We start from the raw sequence: 25,845 nt of genomic DNA, 5'->3' as shown, positions 1-25,845 counted from the left end.
GATGGGCAGTGCAGAGCACTGGATGGCCTGGCCTCTGGCCTGCCTGAGCAAGTCAAGCCCGGTGCCCGAGAGTGCCTGCTGGTGGGCGCTGGAGTTTTCGCCGCGTGTAGCCTTGCTCGAAGACGCCTTGCTCATGGAGACCAGCATGGTGCAGCGTCTTTGGGGCGGCAAAGAGGTCTTGCTGGCGCGGCTGGACAGTGCTTTTGCCCAGGCCTGTCAGGCCGCTGTGTCCGGCCTGCCAGAGTCCGGGGGCGGCGATGCGAGATGGCAGCCGCTGTGCGGACAGGGCAGCACGGCCTGGCAGGCTTTGGCACGGCTGCGGCTGCAACAGGGCCGGCCTGGCGGCTGCGTCCTTGTTTCCTTGCCCATGCCTGAGCCATCGCTGCATGCCGATGCGCTGCCGCTATGGACGCTGAACGCCCTGGAGCAGCACAGCGCCGTGCTGCTGCGCCTGGGCTGCCGGTGCTGGGGCGATGTGCGCGCACTGCCGCGTGCGGGGCTGTCGCGCCGCATTGGAGCCAAGGCCTTGCGTGCGCTCGACGAGGCCTATGGTCTGCTGCCCCAGCCGCTTGACTGGCTGCAGCTGCCTCAGCAGTTCGAGTTGCGCCACGACCTGGGTTATCCGGCCCACCATGCCGATGCCGTGCTCCATGCCGCGCAGCCGCTGTTGCGCGCGCTGCAGTGCTGGCTGCAGGCACGTCACCATGCGGTGCTGGCGCTGCAATTGCGCTGGCACCATGATCTGCGCCGTATTGACGGCCAAGAGCTGCCGGCCTGGGAAGCGCTTGTCATCCGCACGGCCCAGCCCACGCAGGGCATGGCGCATCTGCAGCGCTTGCTGCGTGAGCACCTGGGCCAGCAGCGCTGGCGCGCACCCGTGGACATGCTGGAGTTGCAGGCGCTGGAGACGCTTGCCTGGGCGGCCGAGCCGCTGAGCTGCCTGCCTGGCGCCCAGGGCCAGAGTCCGTCGGACACTCTGGCCTGGCATGAATGGGTGGAACGCCTGAGCGCTCGCTGGGGCGAGGAGGCCGTGCAGATGGTGCAGCCGCTGGCCGACCACCGCCCCGAGCGCATGCAGCGCTGGCAAGCTGCTGCACCTCTGCTGCAGAGCAAGAATCCGGCTGCTGCAAGAGACGCTACCCAGGCTGGAGCGGGAGCACAGCTCAGGCAGCAAGGCACGCATCGCGGCCGTCAGTCCGGCTGTGCCGACCCCTGGCAAGCCCTGTGGCCGCCCTGGCTGCTGCCCCAGCCCCAGGCCTTGCCCGTGCAGGGCAATCGTCCCCAATGGCATGGGCCGCTGCAGCTCAGGGCCGGGCCCTACAGGCTCGAGTCCGGCTGGTGGGATGCGGCTGGCGATGCATTTGCCGATGCCCGGGCCGGCGCGCCGGCCGGCCTCGCCGAGCGTGACTATTTCGTGGCCTATAACGCCGTGGTCGGGCATGTCTGGATTTACCGCGAGCGCGTCCGTAGCGAACACCTGATGGGCATGACAGCCAACCCTGCCAGCTGGTTTGCGCAAGGCATGTATGGCTGAGCAGATCATGGCCGAGCCGCCCGCTGCCGCTCTGTGCCTCGCAGGGCCGCCGCCTGCCGCCATACCGGCCAGTCCCGTGGCTCAGGGCATGGGCAGAGGGCCGCTGGCCTATGCCGAGCTGCACTGTCTCTCGCATTTCAGTTTCCTGCGCGGCGCTTCATCGCCTGCCGAGCTGGTGCACCGGGCCAAAAGCCTGGGCTATGCGGCGCTGGCGCTGACCGACGAATGCTCGGTAGCCGGTGCCGTGCGCGCCTTTGAAGCGGCGCGGGACTGCGGCCTGCACCTGATTCATGGCAGCGAATTCGCCTGGGGCCCGCTCAGGATCGTGGTGCTGGTGCGTGATCTGCTGGGCTGGGGCAATCTCTGTGAATTCATCACCGCTGCACGCAGCCGGGCTGACAAAGGGGACTATCTGGTCGATGAATCCAGCCCCTGGCAGCTGCTGAATCAAGGCTGCGAGTGCCTGCTGCTGCCGCAGCGCGGGAAGCTGGATGCATCGGATTTGATAGCTGTAATCGCTTACCTGGAAAGTGTTTTGGGCTATCTTGATGCTGAAAACCTCTGGCTGGGTGTGGAGCTGCATCTGGCACCCGACGACAGCCTGTGGCTGCAGACCCTGCAGCAGGCGGGCGCGGCGCTGGGGCTGCGCTTGCTGGCCTGCGGGGATGTCCATATGCATGCGCGCTCATGCAAGCCGCTGCAGGATGTGGTCACGGCGATCCGCATGGGGCGCACCGTGGCCGAATGCGGCTTTGCTCTGCAGCCCAATGCCGAGCGGCATCTGCGCTCGCGTCTGCGGCTGGCTTCGCTCTATCCCAGGGCCATGCTGGAGGCGACGCTGGAGCTGGCCGGGCGTTGCAGCTTCAGTCTGGACGAGATCCGCTACCACTATCCGCAAGAGAGCGTGCTGCCCGGCATGACGGCCACTCAGACCCTGGCCTGGCTGACCTGGGAGGGCGCGGCAGGGCACTATCCCCAGGACATTCCCGAGAAAGTGCGCGATCAGCTGCGCATTGAGCTGGCGCTGATCGAGGATCAGAAGTACGAGATGTACTTTCTCACCGTGCATGACATCGTGCGCTATGCGCGCAGCGTCGGCATTCTCTGCCAGGGGCGCGGCTCGGCGGCCAATTCTGCGGTCTGCTACTGCCTGGGCATCACGGCGGTAAACCCGGATGGAAACCATCTGCTGTTCGAGCGCTTTATCAGCAAGGAGCGCAGCGAGCCGCCCGATATCGATGTGGACTTCGAGCATGCGCGGCGGGAAGAGGTCATTCAGTACATCTACGAAAAATACGGGCGCGACCGCGCCGCGCTCACGGCCGTGGTCAGTTGCTGGCGCAGCCGCAGTGCGCTGCGCGATGTGGGCAAGGCGCTGGGCCTGCCTGTCGACCTGATCGATGCCCTGGCCAAGGGGCAGTACTGGTTCAGCGAACATGCCCAGGCGCAAGCACAGACGCATGCCGAGGTGGCGGATTCGGCACAGGAGGACCAGGCGCCCGAAGCACTGCCCGAAGACTGGGTGCAGCGCAAGCTCCAGGAAGCCGAGGTGCTGGCGCGCGAAATGAATTGCGCGGTGGGCGCGCACCGGTTGCGCCTCTGGATAGAGCTGGCCTGGCAGCTCAAGGACAGCCCGCGCCACCTCAGCCAGCATGTGGGCGGCTTCGTGCTGACCGAAGGCAAGCTCACGCGCCTGGTGCCCGTGGAGCCTGCCACGATGGCCAAGCGCTCAGTCATTCAGTGGGACAAGGACGATCTTGATATCGTGGGCCTGCTCAAGGTCGATGTGCTGGCCCTGGGCATGCTCACCATGCTGCGCAATGCCCTGAACGAGCGCGCCCGCTGGCGCGGCGAGCCATGGGAGCTGCACCAGATTCCGCAGGAGGATGCCGCAACCTACGAGATGATCTGTCAGGCCGATACCGTAGGCACTTTCCAGATCGAAAGCCGCGCCCAGATGAGCATGCTGCCGCGTCTGCAGCCGCGCACCTTCTATGACCTGGTGGTGGAGGTTGCCATCGTGCGCCCCGGCCCGATTCAGGGTGGCATGGTCCATCCCTATCTGCTGGCGCGCGAGCGCGAACGAAGGGGGCTGGCGCTGAAGCTCCCAGACCCGGAGCTTGAGAATGCCTTGCTGAGAACCCTGGGCGTGCCCATTTTTCAGGAGCAGGTGATGCAGATCGCCATGGATGCTGCCAAGTTCTCGGCCGGCAAGGCTGATGAGCTGCGCCGCTCCATGGCGGCCTGGAAGCGCAAGGGCGGCGTACACAAGTTCGAGCGCCCGTTGATCGACGGTATGGTGGCGCGTGGTTACAAGCTGGAATTCGCTCAGGCCATCTTTGCGCAGATGCTGGGTTTTGGCGAATATGGCTTTCCCGAAAGCCATGCCTACAGCTTTGCGCTGCTGGCCTATGCCAGCGCCTGGCTCAAGCGCCACGAGCCGGCCATCTTTCTGCAGGCGCTGCTCAATGCCCAGCCCATGGGCTTTTACTCGCCGTCCCAGCTGGTGCAGGATGCGCGCCGACATGGCGTGCGCGTGCTGCCGGTTGATGTCTGCCATAGCCACTGGCATTGCACCCTCGAAGCCCCTTTGCAAGCCATCCGCGGCGTGGCCCAGCCTCAGCCGGCCGTGCGCCTGGGGCTGAACCGGGTTGCCAGGCTGGGCAAGGCCGCAGCGCTGCGGATAGAAGGCGAGGCGGCGCAGGCTCCGTGGGAGGACGTGAGCGATATGGCGATCCGGGCTCGGCTGGACAAGGCGGATATGGAAGCCCTGGCTGCGGCGGATGCGCTGCGCAGCCTGGCCGGTCACCGCCGTCAGCAGATGTGGGATGCTGCTGCTCAGGTCAGCCTGCCGCCCATTTTTGCGCAGGCCGCCATTCATGAGCCGAGGCTTGAGCTGCCCCACGCCGCCGAGGGCGAGGAAATCATGTTCGACTATGCCGCCACCGGCCTGAGCCTGCGCCGCCACCCGCTGGCCTTGCTGCGTCCCAGGCTGGCGCGCCATGGGCTGAAAACCGCAGCCGATCTGCGCCAGATGCTGCCGGGCCAGAAGGTGCGCGCCTGCGGCATCGTCACCGTGCGCCAGCGCCCGCCTACCGCCAACGGCACGCTGTTCATCACGCTGGAAGACGAAACCGGCGTCATCAACCTGGTGGTCTGGAGCCAGACCTTTGCCCGCTGGCGCTCTGCTTTGCTGGCCTCGCGTCTGCTGGCCGTGGAGGGTATCTGGCAGCGCAGCACGGCCCCTCAACTGGATGCGTCGGAGTCAGCGGGAGATATGCCTGCGGCCCGGACAGGGCAGGAACCTGCGGTCCGCCATCTGGTCGTGATGAAGGCCAGGGATGTGACCCGCTGGCTGGGGCGGTTTGCCGAGGTCGGACTGAACAGCCGGGATTTTCATTGAGCGTGGCAAGGCCGGTGCGCGCTGGCCGCCGCGAATTCAGGGCGCTGCCGTCAGCTTGGCATGTTGCAGCGCATGCTCAATGAGCTTTTCCACGGCCCGGCTGCCTGGTGTCACCGAATGCACCAGTGCAATGCCCACATGAAAGCCGGGCGGGTTGTCCAGCAACGGCAGGCATTTCACGCCGCGTGGCTGAACGAGGTGCGATACGCCTGCGACCAGTCCCACGCCCAGGCCGGAAGCCACCAGGCTCATGATGGTCTGTACCTGCATGGCCTCCTGGGCGATGCGGGGGGTGAAGCCCGATTGCTGGCAGCGTAGCTTGGCTAGCGCGGCGAGGCTGGGGACCGTGTCCTGCGGATACATCACAAAAGGTTCATGCGCAGCCTCGGACAGAGCGATGGCGTCGCGCTGTGCCAGGGGGCTGTTGTCCGAGACGGCCAGCACGAACTCGTCCTGATCCAGCGGCGTGAGTTCAATACCTTCATCGAGCTCCAGCACAGGGTAGCGAAGCAGGCCGGCATCGAAGCGCCGGGTCGCCAGCCCCTCCAGGATCTCGGCGCTGGTCGCCTCATAGAACTCCAGCCCCACCTTGGGGTAGCGGTCGCGAAACGAGGGGATCAGGCGCGGCAGCAGTTCGTAGGTGGCTGAGCCGACAAAGCCCAGCCGTATCAGGCCGCCCACGCCCTCCCTTGTATCGCGCACTGCCTGGCGACATTGCTCGGCATGAAACAGGGTGGCGCGTGCGCTCTCCAGCATGGCCTTGCCGGCAGGCGTCAGCACGACGCCGGTGCTGGTGCGATCGAACAGGGCGCTGCCCAACTCCTCCTCCAGTTTGCGAATCGAGATAGACAGCGGCGGCTGAGCCATATGCAACTGTTCTGCGGCCCGGTGGAAGTTGCCGGTTTCGGCCAGAGCGATGAACTGGTTCAGTTGCTTGAGGTTCATTGATATTCAATGGATATCAGAAATGAAATTTTTAATATTAGACATTAATTTTGCGCCTGCCTAAAGTGAGCTCACAAGAAAAACACGGCAGCAATTCCGTATCAGGAGACAAACTTGAAGCAAGCACGCAGATACCTGCTGGCGGCCTTGCTGGGCGCCGGCCTGCTCGGTGCCGGCATGCCCTCCAAGGCTCAGGCCCAGGCCTTCCCTTCCAAGCCGATCAAGCTCATCGTGCCCTTTGGTCCGGGCAGCGGCACCGACACATCGGCACGCTATTTCGGGCGCAAGCTTCAGGAGCTTACAGGCCAGCCCGTGGTCGTTGAAAACAAGGCCGGAGCCAACGGCTTCATCGCCGTCAAGCAGGTGCTGTCTGCTCCCGCCGATGGCTATACCGTGTTCATTGGCAGCAACTCAACGCTGGCGGTCAATGCGGCGCTGTTCAGGCATCTGCCTTACGACCCGGTCACGGACTTTACGCCGTTGACGATGATGATGCGCTCGCCGGCCATGCTGGCCGTCATGCCTCAAGCGGCCTACTCCGACCTGAAAGGCCTGATCAGCCATGCCAGGGCCAACCCAGGGAAGGTGAATTTCGGGGCCGGCTCGGCAGGCTATCAATTGATGGGCGAGCTGTTCAACGACGCTGCCAGGATCGAAACCGTGCATGTCCCGTTCAAGGGGGCGGGAGAAACCACCACGGCCGTCGCTTCAGGGACGGTGGACTACACCTTCGCGGAAGTCACGGCAGTGCAGGAACTGGCCCGAGGAGGGCGTGTCAAGGTCCTGGCTGTGGCCTCCGATAAGCGCGTGAGCACCTCGCCCGATATCCCCACGGCCACGGAGGCCGGACTGCCCGGATTCGAGGCCTACACCTGGGTGGGTGCCATGGTGAGCGCCAAGACACCGGCCGCCGAGACTGCCAGGCTTGCCGAGCTTTTCACTGCCATCTCGAAGATGGATGAAACCCGTGCCTTCTATGAGCGACTGGGGGCCACTCCCATGACCGGCGGCCCGGCACAGATGCATGAATTCCAGAAGAACGAAATCGCGCTCTGGAAGCGCATCGTCGTCAAGGCAAAGGTGCCGCTGCAATGAAGGCATATGACAGCCAGCCGCCACAGGCGCTGCAGCACATCAAGGTGCTTGATCTTTCCAGGGTTCTGGCAGGCCCGTGGGCGGCGCAGACCCTCGGGGATCTGGGGGCTGAGGTGATCAAGGTCGAAAGACCGGGCGTCGGCGACGACACGCGCGCCTGGGGGCCGCCCCATGTGACCGATGCCGAGGGCCAGCTGACGGGGGAGTCGGCCTACTATATGTGCACCAACCGCAACAAGCAGTCGATTGCGGTGGACTTCACCCGCGGCGAAGGCCAGGAGATCGTGCGCCGGTTGGCCGCCCGATGCGATGTGCTGATCGAGAACTTCAAGACTGGCGGTCTGGCGCAGTACGGGCTTGATTACGCGAGCCTCAGTGCCCTGAATCCGCGCTTGGTCTACTGCTCGGTCACGGGCTTCGGCCAGGACGGTCCCTATGCGCATCGTGCGGGCTATGACTTTCTGATCCAGGGCATGGGGGGGCTGATGAGTATTTCGGGCCATGCCGATGGCCAGCCCGGGGGCGGCCCCATGAAGGTTGGCGTGGCGCTGACCGACATCCTCACAGGACTCTATGCCAGCACGGCGATTCTGGCGGCCCTGCAGGCCCGCGAGCATACGGGGCGCGGCCAGCACATCGATCTGGCTTTGCTCGATGTTGGCGTGGCCTGTCTGGCTAACCAGGGCATGAACTATCTGTACGGTGATCAGGTGCCCCAGCGCATGGGCAACGCGCACCCGAACACGGTGCCCTACCAGGAGTTCCCGACCGAAGACGGCCACATGATCCTGGCCGTGGGCAATGACGGCCAGTTCGCGCGCTTCTGCCATGCCGCAGGCAGGAGCGAATGGGCCGAGGACGAGCGGTTCCGCTGCAATGCGGCTCGGCTGGCCCACAGAGCCGAGCTGGTGGAGATGATCCGCCGCGTGACGCTCACACGCAGTACCCGCGCCTGGGTGCAATTGCTGGAGCAGCATGCCGTGCCATGTGGCCCCATCAACAGCGTGCGTGAGGTGTTCGAGGATCCGCAGGTCAGGGCCCGCGGCATGCAGATCGCCATGACACACCCTAGGGCAGGCCTGGTGCCGCTGGTCGCCAGCCCCATCCGCTTGTCTGAGACGCCGGTGAGCTACCGCCATGCACCGCCACAGCTGGGACAGCACACCCGCGAGCTGCTGGAGCGCCATCTGGGCCTGTCGCCCCAGCAAATGCAGAGCTATCGAGACAGTGGGGTATTGGGATGAGCAGCCAGGATGCATTGAAGCACACGCGCATCGTGGGCAAGGACGAAGCCCAGGGTGCCTTGTCAGGGGTGCGGGTACTGGACCTTTCCAGCGTGATTTTCGGCCCCATGGCCAGCCAGGTGCTGGCCGACTACGGCGCCGAGGTGATCAAGATCGAGCCCCCGGAGGGCGACTCCACGCGTCACACGGGCCCGGCGCTGGAGCCGGGCATGGCGGCAATGTTCATGGGCTCCAACCGCAGCAAGAAAAGTGTGGTGCTGGATCTGAAGCAAGATCAGGCGCAGGCCGCGCTGCATGCGCTGTTGCAGAGGGCCGATGTACTCATGCACAGCATGCGACCGCAAAAGCTGGCCAGACTCGGGCTCGATCCGGACAGCCTGCGCAAGCAATACCCGCGTCTCATCTACGTGGGCCTGCACGGTTTTGGCGAGGATGGACCCTATGCAGGGCAGCCCGCATATGACGACGTGATCCAGGGCATGAGTGGCCTGGCCGATCTCATGCAGCGCCAGACGGGCGAGGCCCGCTATCTGCCCACGATTGCGGCCGACAAGACCTGTGCTCTGGTGGCCGCGCATGCGGTGCTGGCGGCACTCTACCAGCGCGAGCGCAGCGGTGAGGGCAGTTATGTGGAAGTGCCCATGTACGAAACCATGGCGGGCTTCAACCTGGTGGAGCATTTCTACGGCATGCATTTCACACCAGCGCAGAGTGGCGCGGGCTATCCGCGCGTGATGGCGCCCTGGCGCAAGCCCTACAGGACGCTGGACGGCCATGTCTGCCTGATGCCTTACACCGACGCGCACTGGCGCCGCTTCTTTGCGGCCGTCGGCCAGCCCCAGCTGGCACAGGATCAGCGCTTTGCCACCCAGGCGATGCGCACCCGCCACATCGCCGAGCTGCTGGAGACGATGAGCGGCTACGTGGCGCAAAAGGACACCGCCTATTGGCTGGCCAGCTGCGAACAGCTGGAGATTCCAGCTGCCCCGGTGACTCGTATGGACGATCTGCCTCATGACCCGCACTTGCAGGCCACCGGCTTTTTTGTCGAGAAGCAGGACGCAGCGATGGGGATTGTGAAATTTCCGCGTTCGTCCGTGCGCATCAACGGTACCCAGCCACCCATCGGCATGCCCCCGCGCCTGGGCGAGCACACACAGGCATTGCTGCGCGAGGCAGGCTGGGACGACGCGCGCATTGCGGCCTTGCAGTCGAAGGACTGCTGAATAAACAGCATGAAGCGGAGACAGAATGAACGCGAGCAATTTGATTTCTTCTACTGAAAACCGTGCTGCGGCGCTGACAGACACGCCGCGCATGGGCCAGGGTTTTGTCTGGCAGGACCTGCGAGTAGGCCAGCAACTGCGCACCTTTCGCCGTACGGTGACAGAGACCGATCTGGTCAATTTCATCAACACCACGGGCATGCTCGAGGCGATCTTCATCGAGGACGGCTACGACGGCGGCGCTATTCAGGGCCGCCCGGTGCCGGGCGCGCTCACCTATACCTTGATCGAAGGCTTCATCCTGCAAAGCATGATCCAGGGCACGGGTCTGGCCATGCTCGAGCTGCACCAGAAGATTCTGGCTCCTGTGGTGGTGGGCGACACCATCGAGGCGCTGGTCGAAGTGATCGACATCAAGCCAACGAGTAAGGGCGGTCGCGCGGTGGTGAGCTCGCGGATCGAGGTCTACAACCAGCGTCGGCAGCAGGTGATGGTCTATACCGCCGTGCGCCTGCTGGCCGGCCGTGGAGCTTAGGTCCGCGCTGCCGCGGATGCCGTTGCACCGGTGCGCACTTCCCTGTGCGCCTAGATGAGAAAACTACAGGAGACACAAGATGAGTTATCGATTTTCACGTCGCTCGTCGCTGCTCGCCGTTGCCGCGCTGGCCGTATGTGGTGCGGCGCAGGCGCAGGACACCTGGCCCAGCAAGCCGATCACGCTGATCGTCCCTTTCCCGCCCGGCGGCCCGACGGACATGGTGGCACGGGTGCTGGCGCAGCAGCTAGGCCAGCAACTGGGGCAGTCGGTCATCGTGGACAACCGGCCTGGTGCCAACGGCAACATCGGCAATGCGCTGGTGGCCAAGGCACCGGCCGACGGCTATACAGTGCTCTACAACACCTCCTCGATCGCGCTCAGCTTGTCGCTCTACAAGAAGATGAGCTATGACGTGACCAGGGACCTGCGCCCGGTGGCCTTGACGGCGGTGGTGCCGCTGGGGCTTGTCGTCAATCCCAAGGTGCCTGTCAACACCGTGCAGGAGCTCGTGAAGTACGCACAGGACCACAAAGGCAAGCTCTCCTACGGCTCGGCTGGCAACGGCAATGTCACGCATCTGGCGGCTTTTCAGGTGGTGCAGCACTACAACATGGATGCAAGTCATGTGCCTTACAAAGGCAGCGCCCCTGCCGATGTGGATCTTGTGGCAGGCCAGATAGATTTCATGACCGACACCATCAATTCGGTGGCGCCTTTCATCAAGGATGGCAGGCTCCGGCTGCTGGCCGTCAGCACGGCAGGGCGGATTCCCAATTTCCCGAATGCCCCTACGCTGGCCGAAAGCGGCATGGCCGGTTTCGAGGCCGGTGCCTGGCAAGGCGTGATGGTGCCCGCCAAAACACCTGTTGCAGTCGTGGAACGCCTGAATGCCGAGCTGATGAAGGCACTCAAGGACCCGGGTGTGCTGGAGAAGCTGCGCGTGCAGGGAGCGGAGCCGCTGGGGTCTACGCCCAAAGCGTATGGTGACTACATCCAGAGTGAAATCAAGCGCTGGGCTGGCGTTGTCAAAAGCACGGGCGTGTCCCTGGACTGAGAGAAAGCAACACGATGACCATTCTCGATGGACTGAGCCTGACAGGCATCCCGCCCGAAGGTGAGGCACTGCGCGCCGAGGTGCGTGCTTTTCTGCAGGACGCAGTCAAAGACATTCCTGCGCATGTCCGCGCCAAATCCTGGAGCGGGTATGACCCGGCCCTCAGCCGCAAGCTGGGTGAAAAGGGCTGGATCGGCATGACCTTGCCCAAGGCTTATGGCGGTGGCGAGCGCAGCGCGTTCGCTCGCTATGTGCTGGTGGAGGAATGCTTGAACTACGGTGCGCCGGTGGGCTCGCACTGGATTGCCGACCGCCAGAGTGCGCCGCTGATCCTCAAATACGGTACGGAAGCGCAAAAGCAGTTCTACATTCCGAGAGTCTGCCGGGGCGAGGTATTTTTCTGTATCGGCATGAGCGAGCCCAATGCTGGTTCGGATCTGGCAAGCGTGAGGACAAGAGCGGTTCCCAACGAGCAGGGCTTTTTGCTCAATGGTCAGAAGATCTGGACCACCAACGCGCATCACTGCCAGTACATGATTGCTCTGGTGCGAACCTCCGGCAGTGCCGAGGACCGTCACCAGGGCTTGTCGCAAGTCATCGTGGATCTGGCATTGCCCGGTGTGACGGTGCGTCCCATCCAGGATCTATCGGGCGACAGCCATTTCTGCGAGGTCTTTTTCGAGAATGTGCAACTGTCTGCCGATGCATTGATCGGTGCCGAAGGTCAAGGCTGGGAACAGGTTACTGCCGAACTCGCTTTCGAGCGCAGCGGCCCGGAGCGCCTGTTCTCCAGCATCGTGCTGTTCGATCAATGGCTGCAGTATGCGCGCACGCCGCAGGGACGCACCGAGTCCGGCATGCAGCTTGCGGGAAAGGTGCTGACACAACTGGCACCGCTACGCGCGATGTCGGTATCCGTGCAGCAGAAGCTGACTCAGGGAGCAAGTCCTGCTGTCGAAGCCGCGCTGGTCAAGGAATTGGGCACGACACTGGAGCAGATGATCCCGGCTGCCATTGCCGAGGAGCTGTTTGCCCGACCGGCCGAGGATGTTCCAGTGGAGCTGCTGCTGACGCTCAAGTATGTCACCGAAGCATCTCCCTCGTTTTCCTTGCGCGGTGGCACGCGTGACATTCTGCGCGGCATGATCGCCCGTGGCCTGGGTTTGCGCTGATCGGAGACAAGTTCATGAGCAATAACGATTTGTTTGCAGATGCCGCGCGCAAGGTGCTGGCAGACTGCTGCACCCCTCAGGTGATTCGTGAGATCGAGAGTGCTGGCAGCCGCTCAGTGGCCGTCGCCAGGCTATGGCAGCAGTTGGAGGAAACCGGTTTGGCCGATGCCTTGCTGGCCGAAGCAGAGGGCGGCGCCGGTCTGGGCCTGGGCGAGATGTTTGGAGTGCTGGAGCAATGTGGTGCCCACGCCCTGCCTCTGCCTCTGGGAGAGACCATGCTAGCTCGGGCCTTGTTGGCGCAGGCGAATATGGCCTGCCCGGCTGGCAGCATCGCGCTGGCGCAGGGTGCGGTGCAGGTAGATGGCGGTTTGCATTGCGCGCTGGTGCGAGGCGGGCAAGTCGCGGACTCGGTGCTGGTTCAAGTGCAAGAAGAAGCCAGGGTCTGGCATCTGCTGAGCGTGTCACAGGCTAGGCTTGCGCCGCACGCTCTGGCGCTGGACGCATCGCTGAGCTGGTCATCAGAGCAGTTGCGGGCCGCCGGCGTCATCCGCCCCGGGCCGCAATTCGATGCCCGGAGCCTGCAGGCCGCCGTGGTGGCCGCGCAAATGGCGGGGGCCATGCGCGAGGTGTTCCAGCGTAGCTTGCAATATGCGAACGAGCGTCAGCAGTTTGGACGTGCTATCGGGAAGTTCCAGGCGATCCAGCATCAGCTGGCAGTCATGAGTGAGCATGTTTTTGCCGCCCGCATGGCGGCCCAGCTCGGCTGCAGCGGTGACGGCATCGTGCCCGACAGTTTGCGTGTGGCGGTCGCCAAGGCTCGCTGCAGCGAGGCGGCTCCGGTGGTCACGGAGCTTGCGCATGCGATTCATGGCGCGATTGGCTTCACAGAGGAATATGACCTGCAGCTGTTTACCCGCAGATTGCATGCATGGCGCCTGACGGCCGGCAGCGAAGGCTATTGGCAGGCATTGGCCGGACAGGCCCTGATGTCGCATGAGGGCATGACACTGGATCTGGTCCGACGGATCACCGATGTCGAGGTCCTGGCTTGAAGCAACTCAACAACGACGGAGACCTGGAACATGGCATTTCTGAACATTGAACGCGATGGCGGTATCTTGACCGTCACCATGAATCAGCCCGAGACCCGCAATGCGCTGACCGGCAATACGGCGGTGGCGGAATTCGTGCAGCTCTGCGCAGAAGTGCGCCAGGACGCGAGCGTGAAGGTGCTGATCCTCACCGGGGCCGGGCCCATTTTCAGCTCTGGCGGCAATGTCAAGGACATGAAGCGCTATTTCGACGATGCACTCACGCCGGACCTGATTCGCGAGGAATATCGCCAGGGCATTCAGCAGATTCCGAATGCCCTCTACCAGTTGGATGTTCCCGTGATCTGCGCCGTCAACGGACCGGCCATTGGCGCAGGTCTGGATCTGAGCTGCATGTGCGATATCCGGATTGCCTCGGAGAATGCCAGCTTCGCGGAAAGCTTTGTGCGCGTGGGCATTGTTCCTGGTGATGGTGGGGCCTGGTTGCTGCCGCGTGTGGTCGGCCTGTCTAAGGCCAGCGAAATGGCTTTCACGGGTGAGGCGATCAGCGCGGCCCAGGCCCTGGCCTGCGGTCTCGTGAGCCAGGTGGTGGCGGCCGACAAGCTGCTGTCGGCTGCCAGGGCATTGGCGCTCAAGATTGCAGCCAATCCGGGCGTGGTGATGCGCATGACCAAGCGCTTGCTGCGCGAGGGCCAGAACTCCACTCTGGCATCGCTGCTGGAAATGTCGGCAGGCTATCAGGCGATAGCCCATAAGACTGCGGATCATCGCGAGGCCGTGACGGCTTTTATCGAGAAGCGCGCGCCACGTTTCGCCTGAGCAGGCTCGGGCGCAGACACGCCAAAGTGCGCATTTCGCGTCACTTTGGCGTTTTTTGCGTGGATAAAGGCCTTTTGCTGCGCCGGCAGAGGCCGGGGTCGCTCAATCCAGGGGCGTAAACGCTAGATAATACCTATTACATTGTGTTGCGATTTGCGCTAAGTGAGTGACGCAGCAAGCTGCTTTGCCGGATCGGCCCCCATTTCATGTATCGGAGTGGCTGCTTTGCCGGCTATTTACTTTTATATGGAATGGATGAAAGCGATGAGATTGACCAAGCTGAACATTGGTGCCCGACTGGGCCTGGGGTTCGCAGTGGTGTTGGCGTTTGCTGTGGTGATCACGGTTATCGGCATCTGGCAGCTGCACTTGGTGGGCAAGGCCACGCAGCAGATGATGCAGGAGCCGCTGACCAAGGAGCGCCTGATCAGCGACTGGAACAGCAATGTCAGCGTGGCCGTGGCACGCACCACGGCCATCGCCAAGAGCAGCGACGCAAGTCTGGTGCAGTTTCTGGCGGCGGATGCGGCCGCCACCACCAAGAGCACGGCCAATGTGCTCAAGCAGATCGAGCCCCTGATCTCCGAGCCTGCGGAGCGCGAGATCCTGGACAGGATCATGCAGGTGCGCAAGACCTATCTCGCCAGCCGCGACAAGGTCAGCCAGCTCAAGGCCGACGGCATGGCACAAGAGGCTGAGTCCACGCTGATCAACAGCTATGTACCGGCCGCCCAGGGTTATCTGAAGCTCTTGGGAGAGCTGCTGAATCTGCAGCGCGCCAGCCTCGACGCCAAGGCGGCAGAGGTGGAGCAGATCGAGAGCAGCAGCAGGACGTACTTTCTGGTTCTGGCCTTGCTGGCCCTGGCCATCGGCACTGTCAGCGCCTGGCGTCTTACGCAAGGCATCACCGCTCCGCTCAAGCATGCTGTCGGCGTGGCCCGCCGCGTCGCCGATGGTGATCTCACTGCACAGATCCAAGTCAACAGCAGCGATGAAACCGGGCAGCTGATGCAGGCCTTGCACGATATGAATACCAGCCTGGATAGGCTGGTGGGACAGGTGCGTCAGGGCACGGACAGCATTGCCACAGCGTCGGGCCAGATTGCAGCGGGCAACCATGACCTGTCTGCGCGCACGGAGGAGCAGGCCAGCTCCTTGCAGCAGACGGCTGCATCCATGGAGCAGCTGACTTCCACCGTCAAGCAAAATGCCGATAACGCCAGTCAGGCCAATCAGCTCGCGCTGTCGGCCTCCGATGTGGCCGTCAAAGGAGGTATGGTGGTGTCGCAGGTGGTGGAGACCATGGGCGCCATCAGCCACTCATCGCGCAAGATTTCCGACATCATCGGCGTGATCGACAGCATTGCCTTTCAGACCAATATCCTGGCGCTGAACGCCGCCGTGGAAGCGGCCCGTGCCGGTGAACAAGGCCGTGGCTTTGCTGTCGTGGCATCGGAAGTGCGCTCTCTGGCCGGTCGCAGCGCTGAAGCAGCCAAGGAAATCAAGCTGCTGATCCAGGCGTCGGTCACCAAGGTGGAGGAGGGCAGCGAGCAGGTCAGCCAGGCCGGTCAGACCATGGACGAAATCGTCAGCAGCGTTCAGCGCGTGACGGACATCATGGGCGAGATCACTGCCGCCAGCCAAGAACAGACCAGCGGCATCGAGCAGATCAACCGTGCCGTGGCCGAGATGGATCTGGTGACCCAGCAGAATGCGGCCTTGGTGGAAGAGTCCACGGCTGCAGCCCAATCCATGCAGCAGCAGACCAGTGATCTGTCACGGATGGTCAGCGTCTTCCGCCTCAAGAGCGTCTGATTCCGTGACGCTGCCGCAATCCGGGCCTAAAGGCCTGCGGCGACAAGGCCGGCGATTGGAATGCTATGCCCCGGCCATTTCTGCTTTGCTGGCCTCAGCGCGATGAAATATGGTGTGGAGTACTCCCGCCATATTCGTCTGAACGACTGTCTGCATCCCTTCGTACGGACAGTTCAGCAAGTCCTGGGGACTGCACCCTACAGGGCATGAGCTCGCGAGGCGGGGCGACAATTCGCGCCCGAGCAGACCTTGAAGGCGGAAGGCTTCATGGCTGCCATGGCGCATTGCTCGCCATGCAGACTGCAGTGGGCCGGGACTCGATGTTGAGATCAAACGGTGTGCGGCTTGCCCGCCTTAGCGGTTGCGTACCTGGGTCAGCAATTGCTTGCAGTTCACATCATCATCTGCCGCAGGCACGGTCAGCGGCACCAGTGCCAGTGCTGCTGGTGCAAAAACTGCAGCTGCTACCGCAGCTCCGGCGCGGGCTGCCAGTGGGCCAGGCTCCAGGCCCACATCGGGCTTGGCAAAGCTGCCGCGCACATGGAGCGGCGTGCGCAGCGAGAAGAACTTCCACTTCAGCGATTCGGGGACGATGCGCAGATCGAGCTGCTCCTGTGCCAGATTGATCTGGCCCGTGGCCTCAACAACAGCTTCGGTTGTGGCCAGCTTGGCGGTGCGTGGCCGCGCTATGCCTTGCTGAACATTGAGGTCGGCCACGGCACAGCGCAGTTGCACTTCCTTGTCGTTGCCAAACAGCTTGGCGATGACGATGGAGCCGACGTTCAGCCCCGCCAGGTCCAGCAGTTGCGCGCTGAAAGTGCCATCGCGCACATACAGGCGCAGCGAGCCGTTGCCTGTGCCCAGCCACTGTGCCAGTGACTCGCCCTGTCCGGTGAGAGCGACTGCGCCATCGAGCTGGCCCAGGCTTTTCTTCATCTTTTCGATCTTGGGAAACAGCGCGGAGAGCTTGAGCGACTGCACCTGAGCATTGAGCTTGGCGGCTACCGGCTTGGCATGACTGTCGACGCGGGCGTCGATATTCAGTGTGCCTTCGGCGAGGCCGAACTTCAGCGGCGAGAGGGTGAGTCTGCCGTTGTCCAGCAGCGCATGCACGCTGAGGTTTTGCAGGGGCAGAGCTTCGGGCCGCAGGATATGGCTGCTTTCATAGCGCAGGTCGAGATCCATCTTGTCCCAGCTCTCGGTCTGGAACTGAACCTGCGGCAGTACCTTGCCGTTGACGGGCTGGGGCTTGTCGGGGCTGTCGGGCGGGGAAGCGCCTATGACCGGGCCCAGATCCACCAGTCGCAGTTGTTTGGAGTGCAGCTGTGCTGTCAGCTTTGGCCGGGGCTGAGCCGATCGGTACTGGAGATCACCACTCAGATCACTCTGCCCCAGCTTGCCCTGAAATTTTTCGTATTGCCAGACGGCCTTGCCTGGCGCTAGGCTGCCGATCAGACGGCCGTTGGTCTCGAACGGCGGAGTGGCGGGCAGCAGCAAGCCGCTGAGCTCGAACAGATCGGCCATGCTCTTGCCGCGCACCTGAACTTGAAAGTCCAGTCCATCCAGTGCCTTGGGATTGTCGAGGATCCCCTCCGCAAAGGCTTGCAGGCTGCCGGCCCTGGCCGATATGCGCAGCGGAAAGCGCAGCCTGTCCTGGCGCAGATCCAGTACCGGTCCCGCCAGACCCTGGGCCTGAATTTGCGCGCGGCTCTTGCCTTGGTGCAGATAGCCAGCGAGGCCAAAGCGCACGCCATAAGGTTGATCGGCATTGACCGGTCTACGCAGCGTGTCGATACGGGCGCGCACGGCCATGTTCTTGATGGCGTCGGACCAGCCCAGAATGCCGTCGCTGATGCGCAACTGGCCTATTTCAAAACTCCACTTCGGTCCGCTGCTTGCGGGCTTGTCAAATGTCCAGTTGTTCTCGCCCTTGTCGTTGCGGGCCAGCACCATATCCGGAGCCTGCAGCAGCAAGGAGTCGAGTTGCACATGGCGCGCCAATAGTGGCCAAAGGCGCAGGCTGGCCGTGGCATTTGCTGCGGTGATCATGGTGCGGGCATCGCGTTCGGGCGGTTGACGGCCGGCATCGGCTATAGCGTCTTCGTCATCTGAAGCCGTCTTTTTTTCGTTCGCTGCCTGGCCTTGCCCGGGCAGGCGACCGGTGTTGAGTTCCTTGGGCGCCGCAGGCAATACCGGCTGTTTGCCATCGGATTTTTCAGGTACTTGCTGAACCAGCCAGCCCTCTGGTTGCGAGAGTGTCAGGTCGCTGGCATGTACCACCACGCCGGGCACCCAGTGGCGCCAGCCCGTATCGAGAGGCTGTGGCCAGGTCCACTGCAGCTTCAGGTCACCCTTGATGGCAAAGTCTCGGCCCGCGGATGTGCTGACTTTTTCATTGATCCATGGCCTGAGCTTGTTCCAGTCCATGAAGGCAATCAGCAGTGCAGCAGCCAGAATCAAGGCCAGCAGCAGCGCCATCGCAATGGCCGCCCAGCGCAGCCAGTGACGCGTCAGGTGCGGATGTGCAGGAGTGGATTCAGAGGCTGAAGTGCTGGCGTTATTGACCATGGCGGTTGCATCCTTTTTGCCACATGCTATTACGCATAGGTGTACTGCCTCGTCATCCAATTGCCTGACGCATGCAGGTCCGCATGCTATGAGTTCAGAAGTTGCCACCACTCGAGGAGGCGGTGGAGCAGCGCGAGGTCTCCTTGTCTTGTGAGTGCAACCGTCTGAAGCAATGGCTCCAGCGCTTCAAGAAATACAGCTTCACTCCACAAGAGACTTCAGCATCGGCTTTCTGGCGCTTGTGCTTCTCCAGCGCGCCGTGCCAGTGCAGTCAAACGGCAAGATTGCCGATGGACCAGGAAACACCGGTATCAAAGTTAGCCTTCAATTCGTCCGCTGCATGTTCCAGCTCGGTCAGGAACATTTCCATTGCGGCAGCCATTGCATAGCCGGTGCGCTGATAAGCGCAGCTGTGCAGCAGCGAACCGGCATCGTGCAACGCACGCCAGCTCAGACGCTCAGCTGCCACGTCTTCCGCTACATTGTCCGGCAGCATGAAGGCCAGTGCCTGTCCGCTTGCCACCAGGCGCCGGGCCATGGGGATGCTGCTGGTTTGCACCAGCGGCTGGATCCGGCTCAGTGCACCGTCGCCCAGACGCTCCAGCATGCTGCGCAACTCCATGTCGGGAGTCATCATGATCAGCGGATAGGCCAGGCAGTCACGCAGACGCAGCAGTCGCGGCCGCATGCGCAGAGGGTGTCCAGGAGCCATGACCACACCCAGGGGCTGTGCCCAGGAGCGCATCTCCTCGACACCGGCAGGAGGCGTTCGGCGCAGGCAGTAGGCCACATCGATCTCGCCCTGAGCCACATGGCGCAGCAGCTCTTCACCGATTCCGGCACGCACGCTGAAGGTGATATCGGGATAGCTGTGATGCATTGCCGCAATAACCTGGGGCACGAGGTATTCGGCCGTCGCGTGCGGCACTCCCACGCTGACATGCCCATGCCGCAAGGCATTCAGGTCTTCGACCTGGGCCAGGGCATTGTCAAAGTCTCGCTGGCTGCGCCTAACTGCTGCCAGCACGATCTCGCCCGCCACCGTCAGTTGCATGCCTCTGGGTAGTCGGTCGAATAGAGGCTGACCCACCTGCGCTTCGAGATTGAGAATCTGCTGGTTGACCGCTGCCGCGGTCAGGTGCAGCGTCGTCGAGGCCTTGCGTACTGAACCTCGGCGCGCCACCTCGTCGAAGCATCGAAAAGCCTGAGAAATTGCTGGCATGTCTTGAGTGTAAAGTTTTTTCTGACACCTCTTAAAAAACAAACAGCTATTCCTGACGCTATCGAACTTCTAGAGTGACAGCCATCAATCCCTTTAGTCACAGAAAGAACCCCATGGCTACCACCGTTGACCAGGTCACCCAACGCCGACGCGGCACAGGTCTTGTCGCTCATGACAGCGCTCTGAGCGCCGGCGGCTACACATTGATCGCCCCTCAGACGGCCGACGGACATGTCTATCTCATAGATATCCAGGGTCAGGTGGCTCATGAGTGGAAGCTGCCCGTGCGCGCCGGTCGCCACGCGGTCATCCTGCCTAACGGCAATCTGGGCTACAACGGCAACCACCGTGAATCGCCGGACCTCTATGCGCCATGGTCCATGTGGCACGGCGGTGATTTTTACGAGGTCAGGCCAGACGGAGAGGTGGTCTGGCGCTATGAAGACCCGACACACCACCATGACGCACAGTGGTTGCCCAATGGCCATTTGCTCTATGCAGCCTGCGCCCCTGTCCCCCCAGGCTTTGCCGAAAAGGTGCCCGGGGGCACGTCCCTTGGCGCAGCCGAGGTGATGTATGGCGATGTGATCCGGGAAGTGGACCGAACGGGTAGATTGGTCTGGGAATGGAAGGCATGGGAGCATCTGGAGCCTGAGGAATTTCCCATTCATCCCGGCTTTGGCCGCTATCACTGGCCTTTGGTCAACGGCCTCGGGCTTGCGGCCGACGGAACGGTGCTGATGAGTCTGCGCACCACCTCGGGGATCATTGGCGTGGACAAATCCAGCGGCAGGGTAAAGCTGCATATCCCGCCATCGGTGGTCTCGCACCAGCATGCTCCGGTTCCACTGGCGAACGGCCATGTCCTTATCTTTGATAACGGCAACTTCCGCACGGGAGCACATGTGGCTTTCTCGCGTGTGCTGGAAATAGATCCTGTCTCCACCAAGATCGTGTGGAGCTACCAGGACGAGATGGTCAACGCCTTCTACACCGCCTTCATGGGCAGCGCGCAGCGGTTGTGGAACGGCAACACGCACATCACGGAGTCGGCCACCGGGCGCCTGTTTGAGGTGACGCCGCAAGGCGAGGTGGTTTGGGAGTTCATCCTGCCCTGGTTTGGCGAGTATCCCGATGCCGCTGCACGACGCACAGGCCCGGGGCGCTTGAACACGGTGTTCCAGACATGGCGCTACCAGGCGGAGCAACTGCCTTGGCTGTCCCGCTGAGCCATTCCAGATCCAGCAGAAAGATCAACATGCAAATACGACGCAGACAGCTTGCAGTCTGGGCGCTGGGCGCTCCGCTGCTGCAGCAGCTATCACTGGCAAGCCAGGCGGTTGCCCGGCCCTGGCCTGCCCAGGCACTGACGGTGCTGGTTCCCTTTGCGCCCGGAGGCAGTGTGGATGTGGCCGCCAGGCTGGTGATGCCGCGTCTGGCAGAGCGCCTGGGTCAGCCCGTGATCATCGAGAACATGGTCGGCGCATCGGGGACTATTGCCACGCAGCGTGTTATCAAGGCCAGGCCCGACGGCTACACCTTGCTCTTCGGTGTGGCCAGCTCGGTGCTGGTCGCGCCCATGATCTCGCCGGCAAAGTTTCGCTACGACGGCTTGCACGAGTTGAAACCCGTGGCACCTGTAGCTTCTTCGGTGTTTGCGCTGCTCGCCCGCCCGGGTCTTGCTGCAGGCAGTGCGGACGATCTCATTGAACTTGCGCGTCAGAAACCGGGGCGACTGACCCTGGGCACCGATGGCATCGGTACCAGCCTGCACCTTACGGGGGAGCTCATTCAACAGATGTCCGGTATCAATCTGGTGCATGTTCCCTACAGGTCTGGTCCACAGGTGCTGACCGAGCTGGCAGGCAGCCAGATCGACCTTGCCGTGCTGCCTGTTGCGCTGGCTCAACCGTTTGTGCTGGAGGGCAAGCTCAAGGCACTGGGCGTGACATCCCGCCAGCGCCTGGCCACGCTGCCCCAAACGCCAAGTCTTTCAGAGACACCGGTCCTTCGCAATCTGGAGGTCGAGGCCTGGCAAGGCTTGCTGGCTCCCGCTCATACGGATGCCCGTATCATCAAGCGTCTGGCCGATGAAATCGCGGTCTTGCAAGCAGATCTCGAGATGGCCAGAAAGCTGACGGAAGCCGGCTTTAAGCCCATGCGAATGGGGCATCCCCAGTTCCTGGCCTATCTGGAGCAGGAGAAAAGAGTTCTGGAGAACACCATTCGCAAAGCGAATATCCGAACGGATTAGCCGGCGCGAAGTCGCATCACGGTCTGGCAAGGGCGCAGGCGGTCACAGATCCGGCAGTAGCTGGTCGGGGCATCCATGACGCCCCGGGCTCAGGGGCCCATGCCGCCATGAGAGCCAGGAATCGAGTCAGCCACTAAAATCCCGCGCCATGCATAACTCCCACGATCCCAAGGTTCTGCCCGTGCGCGATGGCGTCAGCCCTAGTTGTGTGGTGTTGCCATCACAGGGCGCAGGCCTGCTGATCGACTTCTTGTGCGAACGCCTGCCCGCTGTGGGGCGTGCAGGCTGGCTGCGCCGCATGGCAGTCGGTCAAGTGGTCAGCGAAACCGGAGAGATGGCTGGTCCGGACGCTGCATTCATGCCGGGGCTGCGCTATTACTATTATCGCGAGCAGGAAGGTGAGCCAGAGATTCCGTTTGCGGCTGAAGTCATCCATCGCGATGCGCATCTGCTCGTCGCCGACAAGCCGCATTTTCTGCCGGTGGTGCCCGCCGGCCATTATCTGCAGAACACGCTGCTGGTCAGGCTCAAGCGCGAGTTCGATCTGCCCGAGCTGTCGCCGATTCATCGCATCGACCGCGACACCGCGGGGCTGGTGGTGTTTTCGGTGCAGCGCGCCACGCGCGGTATCTACCAGGGGTTGTTCAGGGACAGGGCCATTCACAAGGTCTATGAGGCCGTGGCGGCTTACCGCGCGCAGCTGAGCTTTCCGCGCGAGCATGCGAGTCGCCTGGAGGAGAGCGGGCATTTCTTTCGCATGCATGAGGTCGCGGGCGAGCCCAATAGCCGCACCCTGATGGAAATCATCGAGCACAACAGTGCCTGGGCGCGCTACCGGCTCAGTCCTGTTTCGGGCAAGCGCCATCAGCTGCGTGTGCATATGGCGGCGCTGGGTCTGCCGCTCAGGGGTGATGCCTTCTATCCCGTGGTCAACGACCCGGAGCCGGGCGACTATTCCAATCCCTTGCAGTTGCTGGCACGTAGCCTGATCTTTAATGATCCCCTGACCGGACAACGCCGCGAATTCACCAGCCGGCGCAGCCTGCAGGCGCTGCCGCAAGACTGAGTCTAGCTGCGCATTGCCAGACCCTGACCAGGGAAGGGGAAACGTTAGGTGTTGTCAATTATCGGACAAAACTGTCCGATAATTGGCGCCATGTCCACCACCCGTCCTCCATCCGCCGAACGCCGTGCCCAGTTGCTGGACGCGGCCGATGCCGTGTTTGCCGAGCATGGCGTGACCGCACCACTGGATCTCATCGTCGAGCGTGCCCAGGTGGGCCGTGCCACGCTGTATCGCCAGTTTCCGGACCGTCGCGCCATCATGCTAGCGCTGCTGGAGCGCTCGGTCGAGAAGACCCGGGACGCTGCCATCGCCTGGCGCGACGACGACCAGGCCTTCTTCAAGCTGCTGGCTCTGGTGGGCGAGCGCATTGCTGTCTCCGCCACGCTGGTGGACTACTGGCGCACGGTGGACCAGAGCGATGCAGAAGTCATCCATGCGCGTCAGCAAATGTGGCTGGTGTTCGAAGAGCCCATGAAGCGTGCGGTGGCCAAGGGCCTGTGCAAACAGGCCTTGAATGCAAAGGATCTGTCCCTGGTGTTCGGCATGCTGGGCGGTGCCCTGCGTGGCGAGACTGCTGCCCAACGCAAACAACTGGCGCGTCGCGCTCTGCAAATCATTCTGGACGGAATCAAGGCCTGAGGTGTATGAGTCAAGCTGCAGCACAAGCCACGGGGGCTCAAGCCAATCAAGAAGGCCCGAAGCCTCCCAGCAGCCAGGCTTCAGCACCTCCAGCCATTGCGCAGGGGCCCGTCATCCTGCTGCGCCGCCCGCCGGACTGGGCCGAGCATGAAAAGCCCGCGCTGCCCGGCTCGCCGGCCATGCCCCATCACGAGCCCTGGATTCGTGTCTGCTACGGGCTGATTGCAGTCTTGGTCGGGCTGACCGGTGGCCTGGGCAATGCCTTGTTCACAGCCAATCTGCCCACTATCCAGGGACAGTTGGGGTTGACGGCGGTCGAGGCCGCCTGGCTGACGGGCGCCTACGTCATGTTCAATATGACGGCCAATCTGCTGGTCTACAAATTCCGCCAACAGTTCGGCATGCGCCTGTTCACCGAGATCGGTCTGGGTTGCTACGCTGCGCTCAGCGTGCTGCATCTGCTGCTGGGCAGCTATGACAGCCTGATTCTGCTGCGCGCGGCCAGTGGCCTGGCAGCAGCGACCTGCTCGTCGCTGAGCACGCTCTACATGCTGCAGGCCGCACCACGCACCTATGTGCTCAAGATGCTGGTGATCGGCGTGGGCGTGGGCCAGCTGGCCACGCCACTGGCCTGGATTCTGTCGCCGGGTCTGCTCTATAACAGCGAGTGGCACAACCTCTATCTGTTTGAAGCCGGCCTGGCACTGATGTCGTTTGCCGCCGTAGTGCTGCTCAAGCTGCCATCGGGCTTGTACATCAGGACTTTCGAGAAGCTGGACTTCGTCACTTTCTGCCTGATGGTGCCGGGCCTGGGCCTGTTGATTGCTGTGCTGGTCCAGGGCTACTCGCGTTGGTGGTTCGATACGCCGGGGCTGGCCTGGATGCTGGTGGCCGCGATCGCGCTGCTCAGCGTCGCGCTTTACATCGAGCACCATCGCGTCAACCCCATGTTCCACACGCGCTGGTTCGCGCAGATGCCGACGATTCGTTTTGTGATCGGTGCCATCTTGCTGCGCTTTCTCACAGCCGAGCAAAGCTACGGCGTGGTGGGGCTGATGCGCACACTGGGCATGACGTCCGATCAGATGCAGCCACTATTCATGGTGATTCTGCTTGGAACGCTTATAGGGGTTTCGCTGTCTGCTATTACTTTCGGTGTTCCCAATATGGGCAAGCAGATTGTGGTGGCGATTGCGCTGTTTGCCGTGGCAGCGTTTCTCGATCACCACCGCAGCAGCGTGGACCGGCCTTCGGACTTTTTCTTCAGCCAGTTTCTGCTGGCGGTGGGCTCGGGCGTCTTCATGGGCCCGCTGATGTTGACCGGCATCATCCAGGGGCTGAAGTTCGGCGCCAACCACATGCTCACCGCCGTGGTCACCATTTCCATGACCCAGGCCATGGGCGGCTTGCTGGGTTCGGCCTTGCTGAGCACTTACCAGACCTACCGTGAGCAGATCTACTCCGTGGCCCTGGTGGCGCAGATAGACCCGACCGACCCCGTGGTGGCCGAGCGGCTCAAGATACAGAACCAGATCTACGGCAAGGTGACGCCCGATCCCGCCATGCGCGCCAACCAGGGAACGCTGCAGCTGTCGCAGATCGTGCGGCGTGAGGCCAATGTACGGGCCTATAACGATGTGTTTGCGCTGACGGCCGCTATCGCCTTGCTGTATCTGCTCTGGAGCCTGGGAGCCTCGGCGCGCGTGCGCCAGGCTGCCGCCATGGTGCGCGCCATGACACGGCAAAGCGGCAACCAGGTGGCGGCAGCAGCCGGGACCGACGGCACGCCCCAGCGCGCACCTTCGGTGGCGCCGGTCGCAGAGCCCGAGGCAGCGAGCGCCCATGAGCCGAATGCATCGCAGCGCGTTACGGTGGTGGTGAAGCCCACAGCCACCGATGCCTATGGCGATGTGGAGGAGGGTGCTCAGATCGAGTCCGCCAGTCCGGCGCGGACCGTGGTGATCGAAGGCGCGCAGGCCCGGCGCCTTGCTGCCGCCGCGCAGGCCGCCGAGACCCGCGAGCAGGCAGTACTGGCCAGCCGCGACCCTCTGCAGGACAACACCCAGGCGCTCGATTTCGAGGCAGAGCTGGAGCAGGAAATCGACAAGGACGTCCGCAGCAGCCCTGCGGCCGGCGATGGCGGCCGGGATGGCTCCGGTCCCTCGGCAAGGAACTCAAACCGATAACAGCAAGAGATTG

General features: G+C 62.9%; 19 protein-coding genes. 16 read left to right on the top strand and 3 right to left on the bottom strand.

All coding sequences use genetic code 11. The annotated features are described in order from the left end of the window. Position 1: 1 nt before the first annotated feature. Both AC1RTQ_RS09985 and dnaE read left to right on the top strand, forming a co-directional pair. Positions 2 to 1,534 (top strand): Y-family DNA polymerase, encoded by a 1,533-nt coding sequence (locus AC1RTQ_RS09985; RefSeq protein WP_492875360.1) that lies wholly within the window; start codon positions 2 to 4, stop codon positions 1,532 to 1,534. Then, positions 1,527 to 4,937: a DNA polymerase III subunit alpha gene (gene dnaE, locus AC1RTQ_RS09980; protein ID WP_492875358.1), complete on the top strand. Its 3,411-nt coding sequence runs from the start codon at positions 1,527 to 1,529 to the stop codon at positions 4,935 to 4,937. The genes AC1RTQ_RS09985 and dnaE overlap by 8 nt, the downstream gene beginning before the upstream one ends. Before the next feature lie 36 nt (positions 4,938 to 4,973). Here the strand turns inward: dnaE and AC1RTQ_RS09975 are convergent, their stop codons facing one another. Beyond that, complete coding sequence (locus AC1RTQ_RS09975; protein WP_492875356.1) at positions 4,974 to 5,882, bottom strand: LysR substrate-binding domain-containing protein; 909 nt, start codon at positions 5,880 to 5,882, stop codon at positions 4,974 to 4,976. A 114-nt stretch (positions 5,883 to 5,996) separates the two neighbouring features. Here AC1RTQ_RS09975 and AC1RTQ_RS09970 point away from each other — a divergent pair, with 114 nt between their 5' ends. From AC1RTQ_RS09970 to AC1RTQ_RS09930, 9 genes are all read left to right on the top strand, one after another. Next, positions 5,997 to 6,977: a Bug family tripartite tricarboxylate transporter substrate binding protein gene (locus AC1RTQ_RS09970; protein WP_492875354.1), complete on the top strand. Its 981-nt coding sequence runs from the start codon at positions 5,997 to 5,999 to the stop codon at positions 6,975 to 6,977. Beyond that, positions 6,974 to 8,221: a CaiB/BaiF CoA transferase family protein gene (locus AC1RTQ_RS09965; RefSeq protein WP_053282158.1), complete on the top strand. Its 1,248-nt coding sequence runs from the start codon at positions 6,974 to 6,976 to the stop codon at positions 8,219 to 8,221. The genes AC1RTQ_RS09970 and AC1RTQ_RS09965 overlap by 4 nt, the downstream gene beginning before the upstream one ends. Continuing rightward, on the top strand, positions 8,218 to 9,447 hold the full coding sequence (locus AC1RTQ_RS09960) for a CaiB/BaiF CoA transferase family protein (RefSeq protein ID WP_492875351.1): 1,230 nt from the start codon (positions 8,218 to 8,220) through the stop codon (positions 9,445 to 9,447). The genes AC1RTQ_RS09965 and AC1RTQ_RS09960 overlap by 4 nt, the downstream gene beginning before the upstream one ends. A gap of 25 nt (positions 9,448 to 9,472) precedes the next feature. Continuing rightward, positions 9,473 to 9,982, top strand: coding sequence for a MaoC family dehydratase (locus AC1RTQ_RS09955; protein WP_053282156.1), 510 nt, complete (start codon positions 9,473 to 9,475; stop codon positions 9,980 to 9,982). Between the two features lie 79 nt (positions 9,983 to 10,061). Beyond that, positions 10,062 to 11,039, top strand: coding sequence for a Bug family tripartite tricarboxylate transporter substrate binding protein (locus tag AC1RTQ_RS09950; protein ID WP_492875349.1), 978 nt, complete (start codon positions 10,062 to 10,064; stop codon positions 11,037 to 11,039). 14 nt (positions 11,040 to 11,053) lie between these two features. Further along, on the top strand, positions 11,054 to 12,211 hold the full coding sequence (locus AC1RTQ_RS09945) for an acyl-CoA dehydrogenase family protein (RefSeq protein WP_492875347.1): 1,158 nt from the start codon (positions 11,054 to 11,056) through the stop codon (positions 12,209 to 12,211). Positions 12,212 to 12,225: 14 nt separating this feature from the next. Beyond that, a complete protein-coding gene (locus tag AC1RTQ_RS09940; protein WP_492875345.1) occupies positions 12,226 to 13,263 on the top strand; it encodes an acyl-CoA dehydrogenase family protein in 1,038 nt (345 codons plus the stop codon). A 30-nt stretch (positions 13,264 to 13,293) separates the two neighbouring features. Further along, positions 13,294 to 14,082 (top strand): crotonase/enoyl-CoA hydratase family protein, encoded by a 789-nt coding sequence (locus AC1RTQ_RS09935; RefSeq protein WP_492875343.1) that lies wholly within the window; start codon positions 13,294 to 13,296, stop codon positions 14,080 to 14,082. A gap of 264 nt (positions 14,083 to 14,346) precedes the next feature. Beyond that, positions 14,347 to 15,897: a methyl-accepting chemotaxis protein gene (locus AC1RTQ_RS09930; RefSeq protein ID WP_492875341.1), complete on the top strand. Its 1,551-nt coding sequence runs from the start codon at positions 14,347 to 14,349 to the stop codon at positions 15,895 to 15,897. Between the two features lie 354 nt (positions 15,898 to 16,251). Here AC1RTQ_RS09930 and AC1RTQ_RS09925 read toward each other — a convergent pair whose 3' ends face one another. After that, positions 16,252 to 18,465, bottom strand: a complete 2,214-nt coding sequence (locus tag AC1RTQ_RS09925) for an AsmA family protein (RefSeq protein WP_492875339.1) — start codon at positions 18,463 to 18,465, stop codon at positions 16,252 to 16,254. Positions 18,466 to 18,736: 271 nt separating this feature from the next. Beyond that, a complete protein-coding gene (locus tag AC1RTQ_RS09920) occupies positions 18,737 to 19,687 on the bottom strand; it encodes a LysR family transcriptional regulator (protein ID WP_304349166.1) in 951 nt (316 codons plus the stop codon). 113 nt (positions 19,688 to 19,800) lie between these two features. On the opposite strand from AC1RTQ_RS09920, the gene AC1RTQ_RS09915 reads away from it, so the two are divergent. From AC1RTQ_RS09915 to AC1RTQ_RS09895, 5 genes are all read left to right on the top strand, one after another. Beyond that, a complete protein-coding gene (locus tag AC1RTQ_RS09915; RefSeq protein WP_492875337.1) occupies positions 19,801 to 20,916 on the top strand; it encodes an aryl-sulfate sulfotransferase in 1,116 nt (371 codons plus the stop codon). 29 nt (positions 20,917 to 20,945) lie between these two features. Further along, positions 20,946 to 21,941: a Bug family tripartite tricarboxylate transporter substrate binding protein gene (locus AC1RTQ_RS09910; RefSeq protein ID WP_492875335.1), complete on the top strand. Its 996-nt coding sequence runs from the start codon at positions 20,946 to 20,948 to the stop codon at positions 21,939 to 21,941. 148 nt (positions 21,942 to 22,089) lie between these two features. Then, positions 22,090 to 23,007 (top strand): pseudouridine synthase, encoded by a 918-nt coding sequence (locus AC1RTQ_RS09905; protein WP_492875333.1) that lies wholly within the window; start codon positions 22,090 to 22,092, stop codon positions 23,005 to 23,007. Positions 23,008 to 23,097: 90 nt separating this feature from the next. After that, positions 23,098 to 23,646: a TetR/AcrR family transcriptional regulator gene (locus tag AC1RTQ_RS09900; RefSeq protein ID WP_492875331.1), complete on the top strand. Its 549-nt coding sequence runs from the start codon at positions 23,098 to 23,100 to the stop codon at positions 23,644 to 23,646. Positions 23,647 to 23,651: 5 nt separating this feature from the next. Beyond that, positions 23,652 to 25,832, top strand: a complete 2,181-nt coding sequence (locus AC1RTQ_RS09895) for an efflux MFS transporter permease (RefSeq protein ID WP_492875329.1) — start codon at positions 23,652 to 23,654, stop codon at positions 25,830 to 25,832. Positions 25,833 to 25,845: the final 13 nt, after the last annotated feature.

This window comes from Comamonas sp. GW821-FHT11H03 (assembly GCF_058807955.1).
Note: the sequence above shows the minus strand (reverse complement) of the source record. Positions and strands in the feature narration are given on the sequence as shown.

Bases quoted from the DNA above. Each gene is read 5' to 3' on its own strand.
- AC1RTQ_RS09985 (WP_492875360.1), top strand. From the start codon at position 2: ATGGGCAGTGCAGAGCACTGGATGGCCTGGCCTCTGGCCTGCCTGAGC.
- dnaE (WP_492875358.1), top strand. From the start codon at position 1,527: ATGGCTGAGCAGATCATGGCCGAGCCGCCCGCTGCCGCTCTGTGCCTC.
- AC1RTQ_RS09975 (WP_492875356.1), bottom strand. From the start codon at position 5,882: ATGAACCTCAAGCAACTGAACCAGTTCATCGCTCTGGCCGAAACCGGC.
- AC1RTQ_RS09965 (WP_053282158.1), top strand. From the start codon at position 6,974: ATGAAGGCATATGACAGCCAGCCGCCACAGGCGCTGCAGCACATCAAG.
- AC1RTQ_RS09960 (WP_492875351.1), top strand. From the start codon at position 8,218: ATGAGCAGCCAGGATGCATTGAAGCACACGCGCATCGTGGGCAAGGAC.
- AC1RTQ_RS09955 (WP_053282156.1), top strand. From the start codon at position 9,473: ATGAACGCGAGCAATTTGATTTCTTCTACTGAAAACCGTGCTGCGGCG.
- AC1RTQ_RS09950 (WP_492875349.1), top strand. From the start codon at position 10,062: ATGAGTTATCGATTTTCACGTCGCTCGTCGCTGCTCGCCGTTGCCGCG.
- AC1RTQ_RS09945 (WP_492875347.1), top strand. From the start codon at position 11,054: ATGACCATTCTCGATGGACTGAGCCTGACAGGCATCCCGCCCGAAGGT.
- AC1RTQ_RS09940 (WP_492875345.1), top strand. From the start codon at position 12,226: ATGAGCAATAACGATTTGTTTGCAGATGCCGCGCGCAAGGTGCTGGCA.
- AC1RTQ_RS09935 (WP_492875343.1), top strand. From the start codon at position 13,294: ATGGCATTTCTGAACATTGAACGCGATGGCGGTATCTTGACCGTCACC.
- AC1RTQ_RS09930 (WP_492875341.1), top strand. From the start codon at position 14,347: ATGAGATTGACCAAGCTGAACATTGGTGCCCGACTGGGCCTGGGGTTC.
- AC1RTQ_RS09925 (WP_492875339.1), bottom strand. From the start codon at position 18,465: ATGGTCAATAACGCCAGCACTTCAGCCTCTGAATCCACTCCTGCACAT.
- AC1RTQ_RS09920 (WP_304349166.1), bottom strand. From the start codon at position 19,687: ATGCCAGCAATTTCTCAGGCTTTTCGATGCTTCGACGAGGTGGCGCGC.
- AC1RTQ_RS09915 (WP_492875337.1), top strand. From the start codon at position 19,801: ATGGCTACCACCGTTGACCAGGTCACCCAACGCCGACGCGGCACAGGT.
- AC1RTQ_RS09910 (WP_492875335.1), top strand. From the start codon at position 20,946: ATGCAAATACGACGCAGACAGCTTGCAGTCTGGGCGCTGGGCGCTCCG.
- AC1RTQ_RS09905 (WP_492875333.1), top strand. From the start codon at position 22,090: ATGCATAACTCCCACGATCCCAAGGTTCTGCCCGTGCGCGATGGCGTC.
- AC1RTQ_RS09900 (WP_492875331.1), top strand. From the start codon at position 23,098: ATGTCCACCACCCGTCCTCCATCCGCCGAACGCCGTGCCCAGTTGCTG.
- AC1RTQ_RS09895 (WP_492875329.1), top strand. From the start codon at position 23,652: ATGAGTCAAGCTGCAGCACAAGCCACGGGGGCTCAAGCCAATCAAGAA.